20 protein-coding genes, 1 tRNA gene and 1 pseudogene are annotated in these 26,958 nt (G+C 37.1%); 3 read left to right on the top strand and 19 right to left on the bottom strand.

Features of this window, described 5'->3' with window-relative positions; translation table 11 throughout:
* Positions 1-33: 33 nt before the first annotated feature.
* The 12 genes and pseudogenes from queG to I3217_RS06535 all read right to left on the bottom strand — a co-directional run bounded on the left by queG (position 34) and on the right by I3217_RS06535 (position 15,068).
* Positions 34-960: a tRNA epoxyqueuosine(34) reductase QueG gene (queG, locus tag I3217_RS06590; protein ID WP_435048958.1), complete on the bottom strand. Its 927-nt coding sequence runs from the start codon at positions 958-960 to the stop codon at positions 34-36.
* 26 nt (positions 961-986) lie between these two features.
* Entirely contained in the window at positions 987-1,457 is a 471-nt protein-coding gene (locus I3217_RS06585) for a hypothetical protein (RefSeq protein ID WP_435048957.1), read from the bottom strand.
* Between the two features lie 147 nt (positions 1,458-1,604).
* Positions 1,605-2,627: a Holliday junction branch migration DNA helicase RuvB gene (ruvB, locus tag I3217_RS06580; RefSeq protein WP_435048956.1), complete on the bottom strand. Its 1,023-nt coding sequence runs from the start codon at positions 2,625-2,627 to the stop codon at positions 1,605-1,607.
* A 59-nt stretch (positions 2,628-2,686) separates the two neighbouring features.
* A complete protein-coding gene (locus I3217_RS06575) occupies positions 2,687-3,487 on the bottom strand; it encodes a DNA/RNA non-specific endonuclease (protein WP_435048955.1) in 801 nt (266 codons plus the stop codon).
* A 79-nt stretch (positions 3,488-3,566) separates the two neighbouring features.
* Positions 3,567-5,360, bottom strand: a complete 1,794-nt coding sequence (locus I3217_RS06570) for a cytochrome c oxidase subunit I (protein ID WP_435048954.1) — start codon at positions 5,358-5,360, stop codon at positions 3,567-3,569.
* A 34-nt stretch (positions 5,361-5,394) separates the two neighbouring features.
* A complete protein-coding gene (locus I3217_RS06565; RefSeq protein WP_435048953.1) occupies positions 5,395-6,468 on the bottom strand; it encodes a cytochrome c oxidase subunit II in 1,074 nt (357 codons plus the stop codon).
* A gap of 29 nt (positions 6,469-6,497) precedes the next feature.
* Positions 6,498-7,865 (bottom strand): quinol:cytochrome C oxidoreductase, encoded by a 1,368-nt coding sequence (locus I3217_RS06560; RefSeq protein WP_435048952.1) that lies wholly within the window; start codon positions 7,863-7,865, stop codon positions 6,498-6,500.
* Between the two features lie 27 nt (positions 7,866-7,892).
* Complete coding sequence (locus tag I3217_RS06555; protein WP_435048951.1) at positions 7,893-8,450, bottom strand: c-type cytochrome; 558 nt, start codon at positions 8,448-8,450, stop codon at positions 7,893-7,895.
* 9 nt (positions 8,451-8,459) lie between these two features.
* A complete protein-coding gene (locus I3217_RS06550) occupies positions 8,460-8,990 on the bottom strand; it encodes a DUF3341 domain-containing protein (RefSeq protein WP_435048950.1) in 531 nt (176 codons plus the stop codon).
* Positions 8,991-9,029: 39 nt separating this feature from the next.
* A pseudogene (gene nrfD / locus I3217_RS06545) lies at positions 9,030-10,451 on the bottom strand (NrfD/PsrC family molybdoenzyme membrane anchor subunit); the annotation flags it as partial.
* A gap of 30 nt (positions 10,452-10,481) precedes the next feature.
* Positions 10,482-13,742: a TAT-variant-translocated molybdopterin oxidoreductase gene (locus I3217_RS06540; RefSeq protein WP_435048949.1), complete on the bottom strand. Its 3,261-nt coding sequence runs from the start codon at positions 13,740-13,742 to the stop codon at positions 10,482-10,484.
* A gap of 33 nt (positions 13,743-13,775) precedes the next feature.
* The gene (locus I3217_RS06535) at positions 13,776-15,068 is read right to left on the bottom strand and encodes a cytochrome c3 family protein (protein ID WP_435049140.1); all 1,293 of its coding nucleotides are present in this window, start codon (positions 15,066-15,068) and stop codon (positions 13,776-13,778) included.
* Between the two features lie 213 nt (positions 15,069-15,281).
* On the opposite strand from I3217_RS06535, the gene I3217_RS06530 reads away from it, so the two are divergent.
* Positions 15,282-15,677 (top strand): SPOR domain-containing protein, encoded by a 396-nt coding sequence (locus I3217_RS06530; RefSeq protein ID WP_435048948.1) that lies wholly within the window; start codon positions 15,282-15,284, stop codon positions 15,675-15,677.
* A gap of 71 nt (positions 15,678-15,748) precedes the next feature.
* On the opposite strand, the gene infB is transcribed toward I3217_RS06530, so the two are convergent.
* Genes infB through rimP form a run of 3 tightly spaced genes read right to left on the bottom strand, consistent with a single transcriptional unit; the run spans position 15,749 to position 20,359 of the window.
* Positions 15,749-18,622: a translation initiation factor IF-2 gene (gene infB, locus I3217_RS06525; protein WP_435048947.1), complete on the bottom strand. Its 2,874-nt coding sequence runs from the start codon at positions 18,620-18,622 to the stop codon at positions 15,749-15,751.
* A 30-nt stretch (positions 18,623-18,652) separates the two neighbouring features.
* Positions 18,653-19,885: a transcription termination factor NusA gene (gene nusA / locus I3217_RS06520; RefSeq protein WP_435048946.1), complete on the bottom strand. Its 1,233-nt coding sequence runs from the start codon at positions 19,883-19,885 to the stop codon at positions 18,653-18,655.
* 12 nt (positions 19,886-19,897) lie between these two features.
* The gene (gene rimP / locus I3217_RS06515) at positions 19,898-20,359 is read right to left on the bottom strand and encodes a ribosome assembly cofactor RimP (protein ID WP_435048945.1); all 462 of its coding nucleotides are present in this window, start codon (positions 20,357-20,359) and stop codon (positions 19,898-19,900) included.
* Between the two features lie 156 nt (positions 20,360-20,515).
* On the opposite strand from rimP, the gene I3217_RS06510 reads away from it, so the two are divergent.
* Complete coding sequence (locus I3217_RS06510; protein WP_435048944.1) at positions 20,516-21,343, top strand: universal stress protein; 828 nt, start codon at positions 20,516-20,518, stop codon at positions 21,341-21,343.
* Between the two features lie 80 nt (positions 21,344-21,423).
* On the opposite strand, the gene I3217_RS06505 is transcribed toward I3217_RS06510, so the two are convergent.
* The 4 genes from I3217_RS06505 to I3217_RS06490 form a co-directional block, all read right to left on the bottom strand.
* On the bottom strand, positions 21,424-21,561 hold the full coding sequence (locus I3217_RS06505; protein ID WP_435048943.1) for a hypothetical protein: 138 nt from the start codon (positions 21,559-21,561) through the stop codon (positions 21,424-21,426).
* A 256-nt stretch (positions 21,562-21,817) separates the two neighbouring features.
* Positions 21,818-22,270 (bottom strand): hypothetical protein, encoded by a 453-nt coding sequence (locus tag I3217_RS06500; protein WP_435048942.1) that lies wholly within the window; start codon positions 22,268-22,270, stop codon positions 21,818-21,820.
* 163 nt (positions 22,271-22,433) lie between these two features.
* Positions 22,434-23,096, bottom strand: coding sequence for a hypothetical protein (locus I3217_RS06495; protein WP_435048941.1), 663 nt, complete (start codon positions 23,094-23,096; stop codon positions 22,434-22,436).
* Between the two features lie 314 nt (positions 23,097-23,410).
* Positions 23,411-23,483 (bottom strand) — tRNA-Gln (locus I3217_RS06490).
* 151 nt (positions 23,484-23,634) lie between these two features.
* On the opposite strand from I3217_RS06490, the gene I3217_RS06485 reads away from it, so the two are divergent.
* A complete protein-coding gene (locus I3217_RS06485; RefSeq protein WP_435048940.1) occupies positions 23,635-26,955 on the top strand; it encodes a glycosyltransferase family 117 protein in 3,321 nt (1,106 codons plus the stop codon).
* Positions 26,956-26,958 lie beyond the last annotated feature (3 nt).

Genomic DNA, 26,958 nt, shown 5'->3' with positions numbered 1-26,958 from the left:
TTTTAGCAAAAAACAATACAATATTAACAGTATTTATTCGGTTTTTAAAAAATCGATATTACGTTTAAGACCAGCTAATTTTGTGCGCTTAACAGCCGATTTCTTAAACACAGCTTTAAATACATCATCGGTAAGTTCTTCCCAATCGCCTTTGGTCATACTTAATAGCTCGGGATGCGGATTAAATAAAGGCTCACTATGAGCCTGCGAAAAGCGGTTCCAAGGACATACATCCTGGCACACATCGCAGCCAAACATCCAGTCGTCGAATTTTCCTTTAAACTCAGTGGGAATCTGATCTTTCAATTCAATAGTAAAGTAAGATATGCATTTACTGCCATCAACCACATAAGGTTCTGTTATGGCCTGTGTTGGACAAGCATCAATGCAAGCTCTACAGGTTCCACAATGCTCTGTGGTAATGCCGTCGTATTCCAGTTCCAGATCCACAATGAGTTCCGCTATAAAATAGAATGAGCCTACCTGCCGTGTTAGTAAGTTACTGTGTTTCCCTATCCAGCCTAAACCAGATTTAGCCGCCCATGCCTTATCTAATACCGGAGCAGAATCAACAAATGCGCGTCCGTGAACATCTCCGATTTCTTCCTGAATATAGTACAACAGGCGTTTTAATTTGTCTTTTATTACAAAATGATAATCGGTGCCATAGGCATATTTTGAAAGCTTGTAAGAATCTGTGTTTTGAAGATTTTCAGGATAATAATTCAACAACAAGGAGATAACAGATTTAGAACCTTCAACCAGTTTTGTAGGATCCAGCCGTTTATCAAAATGGTTTTCCATATAATGCATTTCGCCCTGCATATTATTCTTAAGCCAGGATTCCAGCCTTGGTGCCTCTACTTCTAAAAATTCAGCTTTACTAATACCACAAGATAAAAAGCCGAGGCGTTTAGCTTCGGCTTTAATTAAGTTGGTATAACGCTGTTTATTTCCCACAACCCAAAATTACAATTTAAATAGTATCAGTGCTTTTCTTCAGCCATTATTTTATTAATATCGGCTATGAGAGCTAACATTTCCGTTTGCGGACTAAAGTCTATAAACCTAGAATCTTCCTCTACTATTGCTGTATGTCCAGGCGGCATGTAAAATACCTCTCCTGCATTTACAATCTCAAAGGATTGATCTTTATGAACCAGTTTTACTTTTCCTTTTTCCAGATAGCCCCAATGTGGAACCTGACATAATCCATCTTTTTGTCCTTTAAAAACAGGAGTAAAATCTGCTCCTTTTGGAGCTTCATTAATAGCTACTACCATGCCGCCCCAATCTTTAATATAATTAACAGGATTCCCTTTTGGAAAATCGTCTTTAGAAATATGAAGGACGTCATCGGAGGTATCTTCTCCGGGAGCACTCATAGATTGTGTCTGGCCAAAACTTACATTTGCGCAAATGAGGCATAAGATTAAAAAACTACATAAGGTTTTCATAACTCAAACAATTTAGTGTTACACAATAATCCGGGTAATTAGAAAATCCCCAGAAATTTGAGCTATTAAAATGGTTTCAATCCACAATAGACCAACGAAACTATTTCTTAGGAAGAGATTTATAAAGTTATGAAAATTTAGCGGGAATTAAAACAGACCTCCCTGCACAGGGCCTTTGGTGCGTCCTAAATGTTTATAAGCCGCTGCGGTAACTTCCCGACCACGAGGGGTACGCATAATAAAACCTTCCTGAATTAAGAACGGTTCGTATACTTCCTCAATGGTTTCAGCACTTTCACTCACTGCTGTAGCCAAAGTTGTAAGTCCTACAGGTCCGCCTTTAAATTTATCGATGATTGTAGTTAATATTTTATTATCCATTTCATCAAGACCATGGGCATCAACATTTAAAGCTTTTAAACCGAATTTTGCAATGGCTAAATCAATTCGTCCATTCCCTTTAATTTCGGCAAAATCTCGAACACGTCTTAATAAAGCATTTGCAATACGCGGTGTACCACGGCTTCTTCCGGCAATTTCGATAGCTGCTTCCTGGTCTATAGGCACATTTAAAATCTCAGCACTTCGTTCTACAATAGTAGACAACAGTTCGGTGGAATAATATTGCAGACGACTACTAATACCAAAACGGGCACGCATAGGTGCTGTTAACAAACCGGAACGCGTTGTAGCTCCAATTAGTGTAAATGGATTAAGATGAATTTGAACCGTTCTTGCATTAGGCCCGGATTCGATCATAATATCAATTTTATAATCCTCCATAGCAGAATACAAATATTCTTCTACAATCGGACTTAAACGGTGAATCTCGTCTATAAACAACACATCGCGTTCGTCCAGATTGGTAAGTAACCCTGCCAAATCCCCAGGCTTATCTAAAACAGGACCAGAAGTGACTTTTATGCCAACACCAAGTTCGTTTGCAAGAATATGAGCCAAGGTTGTTTTTCCTAATCCAGGAGGACCGTGAAATAAGGTATGATCTAAGGCATCTCCACGACGATTTGCAGCTTCCACGAACACGCTTAGATTCTCCAAAACCTGATCCTGTCCAGCAAAATCGTTAAAAGATAAGGGTCTTAGTGCTTTTTCAACATCCATTTCCTCTGGAGAGAAACGCTCTTTATTTGGATTCAGGTTTTCGTTCATCGTTTAAATTAAAATACAAATAAAATCAATATTTAAGTAGGGTAAAAGAATTTTAGCGTTTATATAAATGGCCAGTTAGTATCGTCTTCCTGATTTTCCAATTCTGCTTCCAAACTATCTTCCAGGCCAGGAAAAAAGTCAATACCCGTTAATATTTCTAACTGGTCTACACTAACAATATAATGATTCAAATTAAATTGGGCATTCGGATTATTTGGAATTAAATAGGCAAGCATTCTGGAATTATTCCCGTTTGGGAAAAATACTATTTTATAAAAGTATTCCGGTACCGCCACCCCTTCTTTACCGATCTTAGGCAAGTTGTTATGAAGGACTCCACCAGTAACAATGATCAATTCATTAGCGTCTTTTACCCAATACCGTATTTTTTGCTCGAGACCGTTCCATAATCCGGCATTGAAATCATGATTTTGAGGCGCAATATTACTGGTTAAAAACGTCTCATTATAGGCTTCTTTGGAAAATCGTCTGTCACCTGCAGGACATAAATGTCCTTTATCAAACCCGGAATTTTTATAATTCCACCATCCGGCAGACACCGTTGTTACCTCTGGATCTAGTTCAAACAAAGGACGTTTCCTGTCTGCACGACTTAAATCAGATTTTTTCAGGCTGTAAGCCACCCATTCTGCCTGCTCATAAGCTTCGTTGTATGATAAGGTATAGTATTTATGTACCACGACCTGGCCAGTTGTCGATGTAGGTAAAAAAGACTCCAAATTCGCACGAGAATGAACAACCTTAGCCTCTTGTATGCCAGAGTCATCATTGAGTCTCTGTTCGTACAAGTAAACACCAATTATTACACAAATACCAAGAATACTTAAAAGTCTTTTCATATAAACCACAAGCCTTAATATAAAGAAAAAGCCTTTTCAAATATCATGAAAAGGCTTTTGTATATGTTTTAAACTACAATTAATGTTGTAATTCTTCTTCTCCTTCTTTTAAAGGCACATTCTGAGGTACGAAATCCACATCGTGCCCAGGCTTGCTGTAATCGTAAGCCCAACGGTGTACAGTTGGAATTTCTCCCGGCCAGTTACCGTGAATATGCTCTACTGGAGTAGTCCATTCTAAAGTAGTAGAACGCCATGGATTTTGCGTTGCTTTCTTACCAAAGAACATACTTGCGAAGAAATTGTATAAGAATACAATCTGGAATGCTCCACCAATTAAAGCAAAAATAGTAATTACCTTATTCACATCTGCTAAATCATCGAATAACGGGAAGTTAGAGTTGGTATAATAACGTCTTGGTAAACCAGCCATTCCGATAAAGTGCATTGGGAAGAATACCCCGTAAGCACAAACAGCTGTAACCCAGAAATGAATATATCCTAAATTCTTGTTCATCATTCGACCAAACATTTTTGGATACCAGTGATACACACCAGCAAACATTCCGTATAATGCTGAAATACCCATTACTAAGTGGAAGTGCGCAATTACGAAATACGTATCGTGAACGTTAATATCTAAAGCAGAATCTCCTAAGATAATCCCAGTTAAACCTCCGGTAATGAATGTTGACACAAAACCAATAGAGAATAACATCGCTACATTCATTTGAATATTACCTTTCCAGATTGTTGTAATCCAGTTAAAGGCTTTTACAGCAGATGGAATCGCAATTAATAAAGTTGTAAATGTAAACACAGAACCTAAGAACGGATTCATACCTGAGATAAACATATGGTGACCCCATACAATGGTCGATAAGAATGCGATTGCTAAAATAGAAGCAATCATTGCACGGTAACCGAAGATAGGCTTACGTGAATTCGCTGCCATAATTTCAGATACAAGTCCCATTGCTGGTAAGATTACGATATATACCTCTGGGTGACCTAAGAACCAGAATAAGTGTTCGAATAATACTGGTGAACCACCTTGATAGTGTAATACTTCCCCTTGAATGAATATATCTGATAAGAAGAATGACGTTCCAAAACTTCTGTCCATTATTAATAATAAGGCTGCAGATAATAATACAGGGAAAGATACGATACCAATAATTGCAGTTACAAAGAACGCCCAGATTGTTAATGGTAATCTGGTCATAGACATCCCTTTTGTACGTAAATTAAGTACAGTTACCACATAATTTAATGATCCTAATAACGACGAAGCGATAAATAAGGCCATAGATACTAACCATAAGGTCATTCCCATTCCTGAACCACCCTGTGCCATTGGTAAAGCACTTAAAGGAGGGTAAATTGTCCATCCTGCAGCTGCTGGTCCAGCCTCAACAAATAATGAAGAAATCATTACTATACTTGATAAGAAGAATAACCAATAAGACACCATGTTTAAGAATCCAGATGCCATATCTCTGGCACCGATCTGTAACGGAATTAACAGGTTACTAAAAGTACCACTCAAACCTGCAGTAAGTACAAAGAATACCATTATAGTACCGTGTATTGTAACTAATGCCAAATAAATATCGGCATCCATAACACCTTCTGGTGCCCACTTTCCTAATAAAGCCTCAAATAACACATTAGGTTCTTCTGGCCATGCAATTTGCAAACGGAACATTAAGGACATGATAATTCCAATAACTCCCATTATAGTACCCGTAATTAGATATTGTTTAGAGATCATTTTATGATCTGTACTAAAAATATATTTGGTAACGAAAGTCTCTTTATGATGATGATGTCCGTGGTCTTCGTGACCGTGAGTATCTGCGTGTGCTGACATAATCTTATATTAGTTTTTTAAAGTCTTATTGTGTTTAGTTAGTAACTAGGGAATTCTTGAATACTTTTTGCTCCTTTAACCAGGCATTGTACTCTTCTTCAGTTTCCACTATAATTTTCATTTGCATGTTGTAGTGCGATTTACCACAAATTTTATTACATAATAATAAGTAATCAAATTCGTAAGCATCTAAAGCTTCACCACCTTCTGCAACTAATTCTTTACTGTTCTCCTGACGGATTTTATTGATATGCGCAACTTTATCTACCATATCTGGATTCTGACGCATTTCGGCAGTAGTAATAGTTGGTGTAAAACTAAATTGCGTAATCATTCCAGGAACACAGTTCATCTGCGCTCTAAAGTGAGGCATGTAAGCAGAGTGTAAAACATCCTGAGAACGCATTTTAAATAATACAGGCTTTCCTACCGGTAAATGTAATTCTGAAGTGATAATATCATCCTGTGCATTAGGATCTGATTCATCTACACCTAAGATATTAGCTTTATCGATATCAATTAATCTCACATTAGCATTACCTAAAGTGTTATCCGCTCCAGCGTATCTCGCCTTCCAGTTAAACTGTTGTGCATATAACTCAACAACGATTGGATCGTCGTCTTCGTTAATATTCATAATACTAGTCCAAGTGAATAATCCGTAAATAATTAACCCGGCAAGCGTAATTACAGGAATAATAGTCCAAATAGCCTCTAATGTATTGTTATCGGCAAAGAATAAGGCTTTTTTACCTTTTTCTCCTTTGTATTTAAACGCAAAATAGTGTAATAAAAATTGCGTAATCGTTTGAACTATAAAAATAATTACTAGAGAGATAATCATTAAGTTATCAATTCCAGGTCCGTGCTCAGACGCAGCATTTGATAACAGCGGTAAATCTCCCCATTTAACAACAGATACGATAGTAATGATATAAATGAAAGCTAAAAAGCCAATCATTAAATATCCGTTTAAACTGTTGTCTTTATCTGTAGCCACCTGGTCATTCTCGCTTAATCCCACCTGAGATAAATCGAATATTTTAACCATTTGCCAAATGGCAACTAAAATAAATACTAAAACTAAAATTGTTAATAAAGCAGTCATTGTCGTTGTTCGTCTTTATATATTTCTTATTAATAATGGAAATGTTCGCTTTCTTTAAGGTAAGGGTTTCCTTTAGCTAATAAAGGCGCCTTAGACAATGCTGTAAAGACAACAAATATAAATAACCCTGCAAAAAGTAAAATAGCCCCTATTTCCGGAATTCCAATAAACCATCTATCTCCAACTGTAGCTGGCATGATCATATTGAAAATATCAATATAGTGTCCAAATAAAATTACAATACCTGCCATAACCACAAACCAAGGGATACGTTTAAAGTCGGTATTCATTAATATTAATAATGGGAAAATAAAGTTTAATACTAACATACCAAAGAATGGTAATTTATAATCTTCAATTCTAGTTACGAAGTACGTTACCTCTTCCGGAATATTAGAATACCAGATTAACATGAATTGAGAAAACCATAAGTACGTCCAGAATACACTGATACCAAACATGAATTTAGCTAAATCGTGTAAGTGGCTATCGTTTACAAATGGTAAAAGATCTTTTGATTTTAAGTAGATAGTAATTAAAGCAATTACTGTAATTCCACTTACAAACATACTGGCGAATACATACCAACCAAATAAGGTAGAGAACCAGTGTGGATCAACACTCATAATCCAGTCCCAGGACATCATAGATTCTGTATAAATAAAGAATACTAAAAATGCAGCTGAAATTCTGAAGTGTTTCTTAAAGTTTGAATTATCGCTAGCTTCATCCTGTGCTAAAGAGAATATACGTGCAAAATGACGATATGTTACCCAACCAGCAATAAAGATAATACCTCTTATAGCGAACGCAGGAATATTTAACCAACCTGATTTTCCCTGAATTAATTCGTCGTGAGCCACAACTTCAGGGTCCATCCAAACAAAGATATTAGCATGACCTATTGTACCCGATGCAATCGCAATTAATAAAACGATAACAGCTCCAGGTAATAAGTACGCTGTAATACCTTCCATTACTCTAAAAAGTACAGGCGACCATCCTGCCTGAGCTGCAAACTGAATGGCATAAAAAGCCAAAACACCTAAAGCAATCATCATAAAGAAAAATGCAGCTACATATAACGCAGACCAAGGTCTGTTCGCTAACTGATGTTGCACATGTTGTGCATGTTCATCGCCATGATGAGCATCAGCTTCTACATGTGCATCACTGCCGTGGTGCGCAGCAGCCTCACCGTGATTATCATGAGCTTCTACAGCATGTGTTGCAGCAGCTTCATGTCCTCCTCCGTGATGAGCCGATTCTTCAGCAAGCATTGTTTTTACTTCATCTAAAGATTTATGAGAAGACATAAAACCATATCCCACACCTAATATTCCTAAAATTATTAGTGCGAAAGAAAATGTCCTTAATTTATTTGAAAATGTGTACATATCTATATATAATCTTATCTTATCGACTTACTTTTCTAAATCCGCTTTTAACTGAAGTACATAAGCAACAACTTGCCAACGCTCCTCTTCGTTCAACTGATTTTTATACGAACCCATAGCATTTTTACCATAAAAAATAGTGTGATAAATACTACCAGCTGTGATTGCTCTACCAGCATCATCGTATTTAGGAACCCCTAAAATCTTCTCTCTTTTTACCAAGGTACCCTGACCATCACCTTTATTACCATGACAAATACCACAGTAAATGTTGTAAAGATCTTTACCTCTGTTTAAATCTATAGCAGTAGAATCTAAAGGGCTCATTAAAGTTTCTTTGGCTAAAGCAAATCCATCTGCATCGTTTGCGAAATCGAAAGGCAAATGCCCTCTGGCTACAGCACCGTCTGCAGGTAACTGAGCTTCTACTCCATTTCTAAACGCAGTAGACTCACTATACGCTTCATACCCTACAGATTCGTACATGTTAGGCATGAATTGATAGTTTGGTCTGCTATCTTTTTTACAAGACACTGCAGAAATTAAAACTACGGCTATTGCAATTATTTTTGTTAAGCTTTTCATTGGTCTGTTTTAATGCGCTTTATCTACTAAATTAATCTCTACGGCTCCTGTTTGTTTCAACAATTCTGACAATTCAGCCTCATTATTATGTACAGGGATCTCCATTAAAAAGTGATCATCCGTTGTTCTTGGATCCGGGTTTTCAGCACTTTTAAAAGGCCACATTCTACTTCTTAAATAAAAAGTAATAACCATTAAGTGGGCTGCAAAGAATACCGTTAATTCGAACATAATAGGCACGAATGCCGGCATATTCTCTAAGTAGCTAAAACTTGGTTTACCTCCAATATTTTGTGGCCAGTCTTCTATCATGATAAAATTCATCATAGTCGTTGCCACAGTTAATCCAATACATCCGTAAATAAACGCTGTGATTGCCAAACGCGTTGGCGCTAACCCCATCGCCTTATCTAGTCCGTGTACTGGAAAAGGTGTATATATTTCATCAATGTGATGTTTCGCTGATCTTACTTGTTTAACAGCCGACATTAAAACATCATCGTCGGTATAAATAGCGTGAATAACTTTTGAAGATTCCATATGCTACTCTTAATTATTTGAATTATTAGCTGAAGTTCCAGATGTTCTTGGATCTGCTCCAGTACCTACTAAACTTTCTCCTCTTTCTCTAATCTTCTTGTAACGCTCTCCTGAAGACTTTAAAATAGTCTTAACCTCTGCCTGAGCAATAACAGGGAATGTTCTAGAATATAATAAGAACAATACGAAGAAGAATCCTATAGTTCCGATAAATATCCCTATATCTACAAATGTTGGAGAGAACATAGTCCAAGACGAAGGTAAATAATCACGGTGTAATGATGTTACGATAATTACGAAACGCTCAAACCACATTCCTATGTTTACCACGATAGAGATAAAGAACGAGAACATAATACTTGTTCTAAGTTTCTTAAACCACATGAACTGTGGAGAGAATACGTTACAAGTCATCATAGCCCAATATGCCCACCAATAAGGTCCGGTTGCTCTGTTTAAGAACGCATATTGTTCGTACTCCACACCAGAGTACCAAGCAATGAATAACTCCGTAATATAAGCCACACCAACGATAGAACCAGTAATCATGATTACGATGTTCATTAATTCGATGTGCTGTACAGTAATATAGTCTTCAAGGTTACACACTTTTCTCATAATAATAAGTAAAGTATTTACCATGGCGAATCCAGAGAAAATCGCTCCAGCAACGAAGTATGGAGGGAAAATAGTTGTATGCCATCCAGGAATTACAGACGTTGCGAAGTCAAACGATACAATCGTGTGTACAGAAAGTACAAGTGGTGTAGCCAAACCAGCTAATACCAAAGATACTTCTTCAAAACGTTGCCAGTCCTTAGCACGACCAGACCAACCAAAACTTAAAATAGAATAAATTTGTTTTTGGAATGGCTTAATAGCTCTATCTCTTAACATTGCGAAGTCTGGTAATAAACCTGTCCACCAGAATACTAAGGATACAGATAAATAGGTAGAAATCGCAAATACGTCCCAAAGTAATGGTGAGTTAAAGTTAACCCATAACGAACCAAATTGGTTTGGTATAGGTAACACCCAATATCCCATCCATGGACGTCCCATGTGAATAATAGGGAATAAACCTGCCTGAACTACCGAGAAGATAGTCATCGCCTCTGCAGAACGGTTAATTGCCATTCTCCATTTTTGACGGAATAATAAAAGTACTGCCGAGATTAATGTTCCCGCGTGACCAATACCTACCCACCAAACAAAGTTTGTAATGTCCCAGGCCCAACCTACGGTTTTGTTTAAACCCCAGGTTCCAATACCTGTTGATACTGTGTATAAAATACATCCTAATCCCCATAGAAAGGCTACTAAGGCAATAGAGAAAACTATCCACCATTGTTTATTTGCTCTTCCTTCTACAGGTCTTGCTACATCCACAGATACATCGTGGTATGATTTTTCGCCTGTAACTAAAGGTCTTCTAATAGGTGCTTCGTAATGAGACGCCATATCCTTTTATAATTATTTCTTGATTCGTTATTATGCTTCTTTTGTATTTCTCACTTTCGTTTGATAGATCACGTTTGGTTTTGTACCTACATGCTCTAATAAGTGATACATACGATTATCTTCTTTAAGGTGTGCTACCTTACTGTCTTTATCGTTAATGTCTCCAAAAACCATAGCACCACTACTACAAGCTGCAGAACATGCTGTTTGGAATTCACCATCCTTAATTACACGACCATCGCGTTTAGCGTCTAGAATAGTTTTCTGTGTCATTTGAATACACATAGAACATTTTTCCATAACACCACGAGAACGTACAACAACATCCGGGTTTAATACCATACGACCTAAATCGTCGTTCATATGATAATCAAACTCATCGTTACCATTATAAAGGAACCAGTTAAAACGACGTACTTTATAAGGACAGTTGTTAGCACAATATCTAGTACCTACACAACGGTTATACGCCATATGGTTTTGTCCCTGACGACCATGTGATGTTGCCGCTACAGGACAAACAGTTTCACAAGGTGCGTGATTACAGTGCTGACACATTACCGGTTGGAAAGCGACCTGTGGATTTTCTGAAGCATGCTCCATTTCTCCAAACTCACTTAAGGAACTTCCTAAACCAGAAATATTATCTTTCTTCTCATCATCTTCAAGGAATGACTCCTCTGAAGAGTAATATCTGTCAATACGTAACCAGTGCATATCACGGCTACGACGAATTTCACTCTTTCCTACAACAGGAACGTTATTCTCTGCATGACAAGCGATAACACAAGCACCACAACCAGTACAAGCATTTAAATCGATAGATAAGTTAAAATGATGTCCTATTGAACGATCAAACTCATCCCATAAGTCTACATCCGGAGAAGTTACCGGAGTTTCAACGTGGTTTAAAGATACTACCGGCATAGCATTCCACACCGCCTTATCTTTAGTATTAAACACTTCTAAGGTTGTTTCCTTAATAATGTCTCCACGTCCCATTAATGTATTATGTAACTGTACACAGGCAAATTCATGCTCTCCTGCTACAGCGCTTACACTTACATTCTGAATTGTATTAAAATCCTGATATAATGCATATGCATTTACACCAGTTTTCATTTCGTCTTTTAAACCTGCAGTTCTACCGTATCCAAAAGATAAACCTACAGAGCCTTTAGCCTGACCTGGCTGAATTAATACAGGAACACGCTCTAAAGTAACACCATTAACTGTTACAGACGCATAGCTTCCGTTAAGACCTCCATTGGCAACATGCCAGTTTTTCAATCCTAGAGCCTCAGCATCTGCTTTAGAAACTGTTAAATAGTTATCCCAAGATGTTCTCGAAATTGGATCAGGGAATTCCTGTAACCAAGGGTTATTAGCCTGTTGACCATCACCCATACCAGTTTTAGTATATAACACTAATTCCAATCCTTCTGTCTTAGCAGAAGCAACTAGTTTAGACGCTGCTTCGGCACCAGAAATAGCAGCTAATGCCATTCCATCTGCACCTGTTCCAACTGTTTTAGAATTAGTACTTGTTACATAACCAGACTGATCTTCTTTTGAAAGTCCTACAGCAACAGCTGCATCGTGAAGCATTTCTCCAACCTTGGTTCTGTCTTTTTTGTCTTTCCAAACCGTAGTAGTTTCTTCAATAGTCTCAGTAGATATTCCATTTACTAAAGCTCCAACAGGACCTGCTATAAACGAACCATCATGTAAAGCCTGATTAAATGAAGCACCTCCTAAGACAGAACTGTTCCAGGTATCCTTAATATATTCGTGATATGAAACTGAACTTCCTGTCCACTTTAATAAAGCATCCTGGAATTGTCTTGTATCAAACAACGGACGGATAGTTGGCTGTGTTAAAGCGTAATGACCACGCTTTAGCTCTACATCTCCCCAAGCTTCTAAATAATGAGGAGCAGCAGCAATATATTGTGTTTTCGAAGACGTCTCATCTGATTTTAATGAGAACGTTACACTTAAAGTTGTTTTCTTTAATCCTTCAGCAAAAGCAGAAGCATTAGGTAAGGTATATAATGGATTTACACCACTCATGATAAGAGCTCCAACTTTACCAGCATTCATGTCTGATACTAATTGCGCTACAGCTTTATCGTTACCTTGTCTTGTTAAAATCGGAATTCTAGGTTGGAATGCCTTACTCTGTAGTGCTTCGTTAATTTCTAACACTAAAGCCTGAGCATTTACATCCTGTAAGCCTGTTACAACCACAGCATTTCTACCTGCTGATTTTAATTCGGCAGCTACAGCTTTTACAGTTGACTCTATTTGCTCTGGTAATTGGCCACCAACAGAACTTCCAACAACATAACTATACAATTTAGCAAGTGCTACTTTTTGTTGTGTTGGTGTTAAAGGCACACGTTTATCTGCATTAGCACCAGATAAAGACATATTAGACTCGAACTGAATATGACGAGACATTTTACCTTCGTGAGGCACACGTCCTTTAGCATAACCAGCATCAAATCCACCACCTTGCCAATCTCCTAAGAAATCAGCTCCAACAGAAACAATCGTACTGGCTTTAGCAAAGTTATACCCAGCTAAACCTCTACGACCATATTTTGCCTGATACGCGTCTAACGCAGCAGATTCAGAAACTGCATCGTATACTACGTGACGAACATTACCAAATTTTTCTTTGAATTGCGCAATTAATCTGCTTGTAGACGGGCTGGCAAAAGTTTGTGTTAATAACACAATTTCTTTTCCCGAACCTGCTATAGCGTTTAATTGTGAAGTAACTTCTGCATCAAAATCACTCCAAGAAATAGGACTACCGTCTTTTAACGGCCCTTGTACTCTTAAGCTATCATACAACCCTAAAACGGAAGCATTAACTCTGGCATTTGCGCTACCGTGAGTTTTTGCTAAGGCATTGTTTTCAATTTTAATAGGACGCCCTTCACGCGTTTTTACTAAAACACTTGCAAAATCGAAACCATCGGCAATAGTAGTTGCATAATAGTTGGCTACACCAGGAATTATTTGTTCCGGCTGCACCACATAAGGAATCGACTTGACTACTGGTCCTTCACAAGCTGCAAGCGAAGCGGCTGCTGTACTAAAACCAACATATTTTAAGAAATCACGACGACTTGTTGAAGATGACTCAAGCGAAGCTTTATCACCTAAAAACTCATCTGTAGGAATTTCTTCAACAAATTCGTTTTGTTTTAGCGCCTCAACAATAGAGCTATTTTGGTCTAGCTCCTCAACACTTTTCCAGTATTTCTTGTTTGATGACATATTGTATAATTGAATTACTTCTTGTTTAATATTTTAATAATGACATTTACCACACTCTAAAGCACCCATTTGCGCAGCTGTAAGCTCCTCTACTCCGTACTTCTTAGATAATTCTTCGTGAATTTTAGTATAGTAATCGTTGTCTTTAACTTTTACATTTGTTTCTCTGTGACAGTTAATACACCAACCCATAGTTAATGGCGCATGCTGATACATTACTTCCATTTCTTCAACCGGACCATGACATGTCTGACATTCTACACCTGCAACAGTTACGTGCTGAGAGTGGTTAAAGTAAACGAAATCTGGTAAGTTGTGGATACGCACCCATTTTACAGGCATAGTTTCTCCAGTATACTTTTGCTCTACATCGTCCCAACCTACAGCTTTATATAATTTTTTAATTTCACCATCATAGAACTCTTTACTATGTTCTGCAGTTGCAGTTTCAGGAGCTACCTCGTAGATAGATTTATGACAGTTCATACACACGTTTAATGATGGAATACCTGATTGCTTACTTACTCTTGCAGAAGAGTGACAGTATTTACAATCTATACCATTATCACCAGCGTGTATTCTGTGAGAATAGTGAATTGGCTGTACAGGCTGATATCCTTGATCCACACCAATCTGCATTAAATAACCGTAAGCAAAATAAGCTCCCACCAATAATAAGAAGATTGAAGACACTAAAACCAAAAATTGATTTTTAACAAAAGCCTTCCATAACGGCATACGTGCAGATTCTTCTACAACTACACCCTTAGCATCTGCAAAACGATTTAAGGTTTGACGCACTAAAATTAAGGCCATAGCCAATAAACCAAACAAAAGAACTAAAGCTCCTAAAATAATTTGGTTAGAAATTCCATCGTTTGAGTTAGCAGACGCAGCAGCACCTCCTACAGGCACAGCAGCTGCAACTGGCTCAGCTTTCTTTTCAGCAGTATAAGCTAAAATATTACTAATATCCTCGTCTGAAAGCTGTGGAAACGCTGTCATCGGAACACCATTATATTCATCAAAGATTTTATTCGCGTAAGCATCTCCAGATTTAATTAAACCTGAACTATTTCTTACCCATGAATGAATCCAGTCTCTATCCAAACCTTCATCTCCTAATCTTGCTTCCACATCTCTAAGAGCAGGACCAGTCATTTTCTTATCTAATTGGTGACAAGCCGCACAATTAGAATTAAACAACGCTTTTCCTTTTGCCGGATCACCTTCCTGTGCAGAAAGTGAGGTTGTAAATGCAAGTAAAATAATTAAACCTAAACGAAAAATGCCTTTGTTCAATTTACAGTGTATCACCTGTTTCATATTTTTAGCTGAGTTAACTTCTAAACTTTGGTACTCTTTTTCCATCTATAATTAAGAAAAATACAGTTATAAAAATTTCGAACAAAAGTAACATTTAAAGTCGATTTGAAAAATGTTACAGAAGTGTTAATACCTAATTTAGAGAAATTCTAAATAAAAAAATATAATAAAATTAAGGCATTTCCATTTACCTTTGTATTAAATTACTTGAAAATGAAATTATTGAAATTTAAGATAAGTACATTAGCACTTGCCGGTGTTTTGCTAATAAGTACTAAAACCTTTGCGCAAGAAGGTTCTGTTGCCCTGAAACAAGACAAGAAAATAACCCGATTGCTGGAAGTTAAGCAGCAAATGGATAAGGATGAGAACGCTTCTAACCGTTATAAGATTCAAATCTACTCGGGAAAACGTGCCGAAGCTGAAAAAGTACAAAAGGAATATAATCAGAAATTCGATAAGTGGAACAGTACTCTGGTTTACGAAACCCCAAACTACAAAATATGGGTCGGCAGTTTTAGAACCCGTCTGGAAGCCGATAGAGCATTATTGGAGATTAAAGAAAGCTTTAGCAATGGTTTTATATTTAAACCTAAAAAGACCATTTAAAACTACAAAAAACACAACAAAAAAAAGGCGACCAAATGGTCGCCTTTTCTATAATATAATAGTATCGAAATTTATTTCAATTTCTTTTTCACTTCTACTTCATGGAATGCTTCTATAATATCTCCTTCCTTGATGTCATTATAGTTTTTAATCTGCATACCACAATCGTATCCTTTAGACACTTCTTTAACATCGTCTTTAAAACGTTTCAACGATGCCAATTCTCCGGTATAAACGACTACACCCTCTCGAATTAAACGTACTCCAGAATTTCTATAAACCTTCCCGTTAGTAATCATACATCCGGCAATAGAACCAATTTTAGAAACTTTAAAGATTTCTCTAATTTCTGCCGTACCCGTAATCTCCTCTTTTAATTCTGGAGACAACATACCTTCCATCGCATCTTTAAGATCGTTAATCGCGTCGTAGATGATAGAATATGTTCTGATATCAATTTCTTCCTTATCAGCAATCATTCTGGCATTACCCATCGGACGTACATTAAATCCGATGATAATCGCATCCGAAGCTGAAGCCAATAAGACATCACTTTCGGTAATAGCACCTACTCCTTTATGAATAATGTTCACTTGAATTTCTTCTGTTGATAATTTCTGGAAGGAATCTGTTAAGGCTTCAACAGAACCATCAACATCACCTTTAAGAATAATATTTAATTCCTGGAAGTCACCTAATGCAATACGACGTCCGATTTCATCAAGTGTAATATGACGTTGTGTACGTACAGACTGCTCGCGTTGTAATTGCGCTCGTTTTGCTGCAATTTGCTTGGCTTCACGCTCATCTTCAAAAACACTAAACTTATCACCAGCCTGAGGCGCACCATCCAATCCTAAAATAGAGACTGGTGTTGATGGTCCAGCTTCAACAACATCGTGTCCGCGTTCGTCATGCATGGCTTTTACCTTACCACTATGCTGACCTGCCAACACATAATCACCAATTCTTAATGTACCGGCCTGTACTAATATAGTAGACACATAACCACGACCTTTATCTAAGAAAGCTTCTACTACAGTACCTAAAGCAGCTTTCTTCGGATTTGCTTTAAGCTCTAATAATTCAGCTTCTAATAATACTTTTTCTAATAATTCTTTAACCCCTGTTCCTTGTTTTGCTGAAATATCGTGAGATTGAATTTTTCCTCCCCAATCTTCAACCAACAAATTCATTTGTGCTAATCCTTCTTTAATCTTATCCGGATTCGCATGAGGCTTATCTATTTTGTTAATAGCAAATACGATTGGTACACCTGCAGCCTGAGCATGAGATATTGCCTCTTTTGTTTGCGGCATAATATCATCATCGGCAGCAACCACAATAATTGCTATATCGGTAACCTGTGCACCACGCGCACGCATAGCTGTAAAGGCCTCGTGACCTGGTGTATCTAAGAAGGCTATTTTTTGACCGCCATCTAATTCTACACCATAGGCTCCAATATGCTGCGTAATACCTCCGGATTCACCAGCGATTACATTTTCCTTACGGATATAATCTAGTAACGACGTTTTACCGTGGTCTACGTGCCCCATTACTGTAACGATAGGAGCTCTTAATTTTAAATCTTCCTCTTTATCTTCTACAACTTCAATCGCTTCTTCGATATCTGCTGTTACAAATTCTACCTGATATCCAAATTCTTCTGCTACTATAGATAAAGTTTCGGCATCTAGTCTTTGGTTCATGGTTACCATCATACCTAAAGACATACAGGCAGAAATAATTTGCGTAACAGAAACATCCATCATAGTAGCTACTTCGCTTGCGGTAACAAACTCTGTAACTTTAAGGATTTTACTTTCTGCTGCCTGTTGCTCGGCGTCCTTCTGACTTTGCTCTCTGTGAGAATCACGCTTGTCTCGACGGTACTTAGCTCCTTTTCCTTTATTAGATTTACCTTGAAGTTTTTCTAAGGTTTCTCTAACCTGCTTTTGTACTTCTTCTTCGCTAGGTTCCTCCTTAATAATAGGACGTCTTGGCTGACCTGGTCCTTTTTTACCTTTGAAACGATCGTTACCACCACGTCCCGGTCCATTATTCGCACCAGTGTTGGTGTTTTGGTTTTGATCTCCAGGTTTGCTAATACGACGACGTTTCTTTTTATTTTTATTGGCAGCATTATCCTGAGCTGTCTTTGCAACAGGTTTCTTTTTAGGCTTATTGAACTGAGAAAGGTCAATTTTTTCACCCGCAATTTTAGGCCCTGTAAGCTTTTGATACTGCGTTTTTAAATGCTCTTCTTCTGCCGGTTTTTCCGGTTCCGCTTTAGGCTGTTCTTTTTTAACAGGCTCAGCTTTTTTCTGTTCTACTGGAGGTGTAACCACTTTTGGCTGCTTAGGTTCCGGTTTTTCTTCCTTCGTTGGAGTTTCCACTTTAGGCGCTTCTTTCTTAACAGGCTCTGGAGCTGTTTCCTTTTCAGGCTCTGGAGTAACCGCTTTAGGCGCTTCAGCTTTAACTTCTTCCTTCTTGATTTCTACCGGTGCTTCCTTAGGAACTTCCTTTTCTACTTTTGGTTGTACAGGCTCTTCTTTCTTAACCTCTGGTTGCGCTGGTTTTGAAGATTTAGCTTCCAAATCTATTTTACCAACCTGCTTCGGACCTGAGAGTGTAGTTCTGGCTTTAACGATTTGCTCCTTCTTCGCTTCTTCTTCTTTCTGTTTTGCTTCAAGTTCACGCTCGCGTTCTTCTCTTAAGGCTTCCTTTTCTTTAAGTTTAGCTTCGCTTACCTCTTGAGATGCCACCTTTTTACTAGCGTCTGTTTGAAATTCACCAGAAAGCACATTATAAACTTCCTGAGAAATTTTTGTAGTAGGACGCTTATCGACACTAATGCCTTTAGAATCTAAAAAATCTACTGCACGATCGATAGAGATGTTTAACTCACGTAAAACTTTATTTAATCTAATTGTTTCAGCCATAAATTGCCTTTAATATACTCCAAATATAAGTTATTCTTCAAACTCTTCTCTAAGAATTCTAATAACTTCGTTAATTGTTTCTTCTTCTAAATCGGTTCTTTTCACAAGATCTTCTACATCTTGTTCTAAAACACTCTTTGCCGTGTCTAAACCAACCTTGCTTAGCTCTTCTATAATCCAAGCATCTATTTCGTCTGAGAATTCTGTTAATTCCACATCTTCTTCAGCACCTTCTCTAAACACATCAATCTCATAACCGGTTAACTGACCAGCTAGACGGATATTATGTCCGCCACGACCAATAGCTTTACTTACTTCTTCCGGCTTTAAAATAACCTCTGCACGTTTATTTTCTTCATCAATTTTAACTGACGTTACTTTTGCAGGACTTAAAGCTCTAGTAATAAACAACTGTAAGTTGGTTGTATAATTTATTACATCTATATTTTCATTACCTAACTCACGAACTATGCCATGAATTCTGGAACCTTTCATCCCAACACAAGCTCCAACAGGATCTATTCTGTCATCGTAAGAATCTACAGCTACTTTTGCCTTTTCACCAGGAATTCTAACTACATTTTTAACCGTAATTAAACCATCAAAAACTTCTGGAATTTCCTGTTCGAATAATTTTTCAAGGAATAAAGGCGATGTACGCGACATAATGATTGCCGGCTTACTTCCTTTTAACTCCACATTTTCTATAACTCCTCTTACGTTATCTCCTTTTCTAAAAAAGTCAGACGGAATTTGTTTTTCCTTAGGCAAAATAATTTCATTCCCTTCGTCATCCAACAAAATTACGGCTCTATGACGAATATGATGCACTTCTGCAGTATAAATATCTCCAATTAAGTCTTTAAACTGCTTGTATAGGTTTGTATTATCGTGTTCGTGAATTTTCGAAATTAAATTTTGACGTAATGCTAAAATTGCACGTCTACCTAAATCTATTAATTTCACTTCTTCAGACACATCTTCACCCACTTCAAAATCAGGCTCGATTTTACGTGCTTCACTTAATGAAATCTCCTGATTAGGCTCTTCAACTTCACCATCAGCTACTACTACACGATTTCTCCATATTTCCAAATCACCTTTATCCGGATTGATAATAATATCGAAATTATCATCATCTCCAAATTTTTTCTTTAAGGCATTTCTAAAAACATCCTCTAAAATCGCCATTAACGTTACACGATCTATTAATTTATCGTCTTTAAATTCTGAAAAAGAATCAATTAACGCTAGATTTTCCATAACTCACTTGAATTAAAATTTAATCAACACTTTTGCTTCTACTATATCGCTATAAGGAATGTTAGCCTTTTTTTGAACTGTAACCTTGCCTTTACCTACCGGCTTTGGCTCTCTCGCCTTCCATTCTAACACTATTTCTTCATCAGTCGCATCCGTCAATACTGCCTCTATAGTTTCCTTTTCAGTTTTCACTTCAAGGGTTCTACCTATATTCTTAACATATTGTCGCGTATGCGTTAACGGAGACGCTGCTCCGGCCGACATAACCTCCAGAGAAAAATCCTGTTCTTCTCTATCCAGATTATGTTCAATCGCTCTGCTTACAAACACACAATCATCAACATTCACACCCTGATCTCCATCAATTATAACTTTTATGGCATTATCACCAGAAATAGTTAAACTAATCAAAAACAAATCGCTTCGATCGCTTAAGGCGTTTTCCAATAAATTCTCTACAGTTGTTCTAAACATTTTTTAGTATAAAAAGAGGGGACCCTGTCCCCTCGCATTTTCTTTTTTCTTACAACGGGGCAAATATACAACTTTTTTATTGATAATCACAAGCTTTCAAATACCAAATTTTCTCCGTAAATTTACAGTACTAATAGAACCTTTAAACTTACAATCATGAAACGTATTTTAGTCCCAACTGATTTCTCCGACGAAGCACTTTATGCTGCTAAAATTGCAGCTCAATTTGCAAGAAAATTCGACTGCGAAATCCATCTGCTACACATGATAGAATTACCTATCCCACAATTAGACGCCGTAAACTCCTCATACAGTGCATTGCCTGAAGCTATGTTTTTTATGAAACTGGCCGGACAACGCTTCGAAAAACTTCTAGAAAGGGACTTTTTCGAAGGCATTAAAGTTCACGACATTGTTAAAACCAACAGCACTTTTGAAGGCATAAGCTCAACCTGCAAAGAACTTGACATAGACCTGATTATTATGGGTTCTCATGGCGCTACCGGTTTTAAAGAAATGTTTATAGGATCGAACGCAGAAAAAGTAGTGCGTACTTCACACATTCCGGTTTTAGTGATTAAAAGCTCAGACGAAGACTTCCAGGTAAACGACCTGGTTTTCGCTTCCGATTTTAAACTGGACCACAAAGAAACCTACAAGCAAGCCATTAAATTCGCCGAGTTATTCGACTCTAAAATTCACTTGCTTTTGGTTAATACGCCAAACAACTTTTTAACAACTAACGAGGCCAACAATCGCATGAATGCTTTTGTAAAAGACACAAACTTTAAAAATTACACAGTAAACATTTACAACGACGAAAGTGTAGAAAAAGGCATCCTTAATTTCGCTTACAAAATTAACGCCGACGTCATTGGTATCAGCACTCATGGCAGACAAGGTATAGCCCACTTTTTAAATGGCAGCATCAGCGAAGACGTGGTTAACCACGCTAAACGTCCGATTTTGACTTTCAAAATTTAAGTTACGAAGACACAAAAGCGCCTTAACACATAGCATTAAGGCGCTTTTTATATCTAAAAAATACCTAACTTCTACTTAAACTAATTACGTTCTCTTCTTTTATCTGAAACAATCATACCTTCGGCCTGAAAATACTTCTCAGACTTTATAATGTTTAACAACCAATCGTAGTGATTCTTAGAACGTCGCTGAAATCTGTATCGTAAAATTTGATCCATAAGAAAATGATTTAGGAAGCAGGCTAAAGCATTCCATAGCAGAACTTTAAGGCCTATTAAAAATACAATTCTTATACATACACTTTGAACAAATTAGTTAAACCGCACAATTGTTCGACAATTAAAATAAATCTTAACCAATAATCCTACAATTTTACTTTTAACAGACTGAATACCAAAGCACATCAGCTAAATTTTAGACATAAAAAAAGCCTGATAAATCAGACTTGTATGATTTCAATATTATTCTCAACACCTACTGCCCAATTAAAGGAAGTGCCGATTGCAACTGCACATCGATAGAGGTTTGCACATAACGTTCAAACTGAACAAACTTAGATGCCGTAACAGCCCCTAACTCCTTTTTTATCTTTTTGTAATACTTTTTCTGAATTTTATCACTCTTCGCTCGTATAGAAAATGATTCCTCTACAATATCATCAGCCTGATCGTTTGTTATGCCATTATATTCTGCCACATATTCTTTTAAAAGCGCCATTCTTTGATTAGCCACCTCTTTCCGTTCTTCTGAATAATCATCATAAATTTCCCAGAACACCATGGCCTGAGTAGCATCCAAATCGAGAAATTCACCTAAGGCTATTTTCTTTTCAGAATTAAACATATCCTTAAACGCCTCCAGTTCGGCTGTCTGAGCAGAAAGCTGAATTCCGCACAAAACAAGAAAAATTAGTATTATTTTTTTCATGATATAATTTATTTACAAAATAACTCCCTCTAAAATAAAACATAATCACCACAAAACGAAACTCATACTAAAAATCACACTAACTCTAACCCATAAAAAATGCCTTCAAAAAGCTTTTAAACTCTTGAAGGCATTTCTTAAAAATTCTCTATTAAACTATGTCTTAATACGCATAAATTTTAGAAGACACTTCTTCTAATAAGGTATTATACTTCTTTAAAACACGGTCCCACTCATCGAAACGCTCGTCATGCTTACTACTTGCATTACTTGACGCACGTTCAGTAACGATTTTTAATTTAAATTCTTGCGGACTTTCATTTGTCAATCTAAAGATAACACGAGTTCTTACAACATAACCTGCAAAATTATCTACCACCCAGGCACTTCTTAAGTATTTCACATCAGAATCACTCACTTCTAAAGCATCAAAATAGTCTGTAATACTTCTAATAGCGCTTTTCCAGTTATCAGACACATCACCTTTTTTAGGCTTTAATACCACATCTACATTTGCAATATCACTTTTAGAAGACGCCTCATAAGACTCATCATTCTTCAATTGTAAATGATCGGTGTTAGGTATTTTAGGCATACCTTTTTGATTACAATACTCTTTAATTAAAGTTAGATAACCTTCGCGTACAATTTGAATGTTTACACAATCGTTTTTCTTAATGTCAATTTCAATAGCACCAATACCTACTTTTTTTCCGTTTAGCCAGATTTCGGCATCAGCTGGACTAGCTGAAATTTCAACTTTTTTCGCAAACATCATTAATGGTAACGCGAAGAACATTACCAGAACGGTAAGTTTTTTACTCATAATATTATTATTTTTTAATGGTTAAGGACTGCAAATATAGCGTTTTAACCGATTAATCAAAATCAACGTATTTTAAACGATTATTAGCAATAAATAACACCAAGAAACAAAGCATTTCTATATAACAAAACCTGCATACACACCAATATACATATAGAAGGAAATTATTAAAAATCATGTTTTTCAAGAAAATGCACAGAAGAACGCAATTAAAAAAGAAAAAAACACCTTATGCAGCTAAATCTAAGCCAAGCAGGCTAAATGAAGGCATAAAAAAAGCCCTAACATAAATGTTAGGGCTTTAAATTTGCTTGTTGGCCTACTAGGGCTCGAACCTAGACTCTTCTGGACCAAAACCAGACGTGTTGCCAATTACACCATAGGCCAATAGCTCAATGCGGGTGCAAATTTAGAACAACTTTCCATATTCACAAACTTTTTTTGAAAAAAAATTTCAAAAAATATTAAGCTTATCTAAAAAGCCTTCACTGTTACATATTTATTATTAAATTCGCCTACCATATAAACTACGATTTTCATGACACAATTCAACTTTAAAAAGTGGAATACCATTCTGGGCTGGATAACTTTTGCAATTGCCTTATTAACTTACAGCTTAACTGTAGAACCTACAGTTAGTTTTTGGGATGCCGGAGAATATATTTTAACCTCATCGAAATTACAGGTAGGTCACCCACCTGGAGCCCCTTTATTTCAGATGCTGGGTGCTTTTTTCTCCATGTTCGCTTTTAGTCCTTCACAAATTGGAGTCATGTTGAATTTAATGAGTGCGGTATCGAGTGCATTTACCATCTTATTTATGTTCTGGACTATTACACTTCTATTAAAAAAACTTATTATAAAAGATCAGGCATTAACCAAACCCAGTGCTATGGCCATACTTGGAAGTGGTCTTGTAGGAAGTTTAGCATTTACTTTTACTGATTCATTCTGGTTTAATGCGGTTGAGACCGAAGTATACGCCATGGCCACTTTAATCATGTCGGTTATGTTCTGGTTGGGACTGCGTTGGGAACAGGACATGGACACTCCAAGAGGGAACCGATGGCTTGTTTTAATTGCCTTTTTAATTGGTTTATCCTTTGGGGTACACTTCATGGGACTTTTAACCATTCCAGCCATTGGTTTGGTTTACTTCTTTAAACATTACAAAACAGTTACAGTTAAAAACTTCATTATTGCTAATACTGTAGCCGTAGCCATCTTATTATTCATATTTAAATTATTATTACCTAATGCCCTGAAATTTTTCAGTGCATCGGAAATCTTTTTTGTGAATTCTTTTGGCTTACCATTTAATTCAGGAACTATAATAGCAGCCATACTTTTAATTGCAGCGTTCTACTTTGCATTAAAATACACCAGAGAAAAAGGATACGTTCATTTAAACACTTTGGCTTTATGTTTACTTTTTATCTTTATAGGGTTTTCCTCCTGGATGATGCTGCCCATTCGTGCCAATGCCAATGTGGTAATAAATGAAAACAACCCCTCTGATGCCCGCGAGCTTCTTGCATATTATAATCTGGAACAATACCCGGAAACCCATTTGTTTTACGGGCCGCAGTTTACAGATCAGTATGCAGGACTGGACGAAAACAATCCGTATATAGACGATAAACCTAATTACGAAAAAGATGAAGCTTTAGGAAAATATGTTATTGTAAACGACTACAAACGCGCCAAGCAAAATTACAACTCCAAACAAGCTTCTATACTTCCGCGAATGTGGAGTACCGAACATGCCGAAAACTACATGCTTTTCACCGGTTATTTGAATTTCAAATTAAAACCGGATTACCAGATGGAAAACCAGTTAAGAAAAGCGGTAAGCGATTTTAAAAATGATGTTGCCCAGGGTCAGGTAGATTATCAGGATTATAACACGTTTTTAAAACAATTCGGGCAATATATAGACATTGAAAAACCCTCTTTTACCAGCAACCTTATGTACATGTTCCAATTTCAACTGGGTTATATGTACTGGCGCTACTTTATGTGGAATTATGTTGGAAGACAAGACGATATTCAAGGAAAATACGATAATCATGGCAACTGGTTAAGTGGTATCAATTTTATAGACGAATGGCACTTAGGACTTCCTCAAACCAATTTACCTAGCGATGTAAAAAATAACAAAGCAAGAAACACCTATTATTTCCTGCCTCTGATTTTAGGACTAATCGGATTGTTTTATCTGTTTAACACAGACAAAAAACGATTTTGGGTCTTACTGGTATTCTTCCTGTTTACAGGTGTTGCCATTCAGGTTTACACCAACGTTAGACCTTTTGAACCAAGAGAACGCGACTACTCTGTTGTAGGATCCTTTTATGTGTTTGCTCTCTGGATTGGTTTCGGCGTTTACGCCCTTTTTGAAACACTAAAAAAATACATTAAAACGCCATTACTGGCACCGGCCTTAACTTTAGCCTGTCTTGTTTTAGTACCTGGCATTATGGCCGCAAACAACTGGGACGACCATGACCGTTCTGGAAAATACACAGCACAGTCCATGGCCAAAATGTATCTGGACTCCTGTGCCGAAAACGCTATTTTATTTACTATTGGAGACAACGACACCTTTGCTCTTTGGTATGCTCAGGAAATCGAAGGCTACAGAACCGATGTTCGAATAGTTAATACCAGCCTATTCCAGACCGACTGGTATATAGATCAGATGAAACGCAAAGCCTACGAGAGCGATCCTATTCCGTCTCAACTTAAACACGAACAATACAGATACGGTACACGCGATTTTACCATGAAACGATTAGGTTTAGTATCAAGAGACACTATGACCATCCAAGAATTCATGAATTTTGTTAGTAGCGATAATCCTAAAACCAAATTTAAATACTGGTTACAGATGAATGGCGAAGATCCGAGCTACTACCCTACACAATTCCTAAACTCGAACTACTTCCCCGTAGAAAACATAAGCATCCCGGTAAACAAGGAAACCGTATTAAACAATGGTATTGTACAACCAAAGGATGCCGATAAAATTGTATCAGAAATCAATGTTAAAATCAAGGATAATGCTTTATACAAAAACAGACTCCTGATGCTGGACATTGTAGCCAATAACAATTGGGAACGCCCAATCTATTTCACCGGAGGTAGTTTTGGAGACGATGATTATTTATGGATGAAAGACTATCTGCAATTAGATGGTATGTGTTATAAACTGGTACCAATACAAACACCAATAAACAGAAATAACCCATTTGATATGGGCCGCGTAGACAGCGATCTGATGTACGAAAAAGTTAAAAACTGGTATTGGGGTAACAGCGGAAGTCCGGACATCTACCACGACCCGGAAACACGTAAAAATGCAATTTCTTACCGCGGTAATCTGGCGCGCTTAATGGAACAGCTCATTAACGAAAAGAAATTAGACAAAGCCGAAGATGTAGCCGATATTGCAATGAAAAACATGCCGGTAGACTACTTTGGATATTATACGCTTCTTGAACCTTATATAAGTGGGTATTACGAAGTAGGCGCTAAAGATAAAGCCAGAAAACTGTTTAAGGATGTTTCAGCTAAATACCAGGAGTACTTGGCCTATTACAGTACCGTATCTATAGAAAAACAGTACGAATATGCAGAAGATATTATTACAAACATAGAACGTTATAAAGCCATTGTTGATGTTCTACTTCAGTACGATGACGATTTTGCAGATCAGGAAATGAACACATTTACAAACAACTTAAAGTTATTTGAGCATTTCTACACCGAAAGACCTTCAGAAGTACCTCAGCAACCTAAAGATATCATATCAGGACCTGATAGCACTCTGGACGATCCTATAGTGCCAATTGAATAAAGT

This window comes from Formosa sp. S-31, from assembly GCF_051172795.1.
Classification (GTDB): Bacteria; Bacteroidota; Bacteroidia; order Flavobacteriales; family Flavobacteriaceae; genus Formosa.
This window is presented reverse-complemented; position numbering and strand designations above follow the sequence as displayed.

Bases quoted from the DNA above. Each gene is read 5' to 3' on its own strand.
- I3217_RS06585 (WP_435048957.1), bottom strand. From the start codon at position 1,457: ATGAAAACCTTATGTAGTTTTTTAATCTTATGCCTCATTTGCGCAAAT.
- ruvB (WP_435048956.1), bottom strand. From the start codon at position 2,627: ATGAACGAAAACCTGAATCCAAATAAAGAGCGTTTCTCTCCAGAGGAA.
- I3217_RS06575 (WP_435048955.1), bottom strand. From the start codon at position 3,487: ATGAAAAGACTTTTAAGTATTCTTGGTATTTGTGTAATAATTGGTGTT.
- I3217_RS06570 (WP_435048954.1), bottom strand. From the start codon at position 5,360: ATGTCAGCACACGCAGATACTCACGGTCACGAAGACCACGGACATCAT.
- I3217_RS06565 (WP_435048953.1), bottom strand. From the start codon at position 6,468: ATGACTGCTTTATTAACAATTTTAGTTTTAGTATTTATTTTAGTTGCC.
- I3217_RS06560 (WP_435048952.1), bottom strand. From the start codon at position 7,865: ATGTACACATTTTCAAATAAATTAAGGACATTTTCTTTCGCACTAATA.
- I3217_RS06555 (WP_435048951.1), bottom strand. From the start codon at position 8,450: ATGAAAAGCTTAACAAAAATAATTGCAATAGCCGTAGTTTTAATTTCT.
- I3217_RS06550 (WP_435048950.1), bottom strand. From the start codon at position 8,990: ATGGAATCTTCAAAAGTTATTCACGCTATTTATACCGACGATGATGTT.
- I3217_RS06540 (WP_435048949.1), bottom strand. From the start codon at position 13,742: ATGTCATCAAACAAGAAATACTGGAAAAGTGTTGAGGAGCTAGACCAA.
- I3217_RS06535 (WP_435049140.1), bottom strand. From the start codon at position 15,068: ATGAAACAGGTGATACACTGTAAATTGAACAAAGGCATTTTTCGTTTA.
- I3217_RS06530 (WP_435048948.1), top strand. From the start codon at position 15,282: ATGAAATTATTGAAATTTAAGATAAGTACATTAGCACTTGCCGGTGTT.
- infB (WP_435048947.1), bottom strand. From the start codon at position 18,622: ATGGCTGAAACAATTAGATTAAATAAAGTTTTACGTGAGTTAAACATC.
- nusA (WP_435048946.1), bottom strand. From the start codon at position 19,885: ATGGAAAATCTAGCGTTAATTGATTCTTTTTCAGAATTTAAAGACGAT.
- rimP (WP_435048945.1), bottom strand. From the start codon at position 20,359: ATGTTTAGAACAACTGTAGAGAATTTATTGGAAAACGCCTTAAGCGAT.
- I3217_RS06510 (WP_435048944.1), top strand. From the start codon at position 20,516: ATGAAACGTATTTTAGTCCCAACTGATTTCTCCGACGAAGCACTTTAT.
- I3217_RS06505 (WP_435048943.1), bottom strand. From the start codon at position 21,561: ATGGATCAAATTTTACGATACAGATTTCAGCGACGTTCTAAGAATCAC.
- I3217_RS06500 (WP_435048942.1), bottom strand. From the start codon at position 22,270: ATGAAAAAAATAATACTAATTTTTCTTGTTTTGTGCGGAATTCAGCTT.
- I3217_RS06495 (WP_435048941.1), bottom strand. From the start codon at position 23,096: ATGAGTAAAAAACTTACCGTTCTGGTAATGTTCTTCGCGTTACCATTA.
- I3217_RS06485 (WP_435048940.1), top strand. From the start codon at position 23,635: ATGACACAATTCAACTTTAAAAAGTGGAATACCATTCTGGGCTGGATA.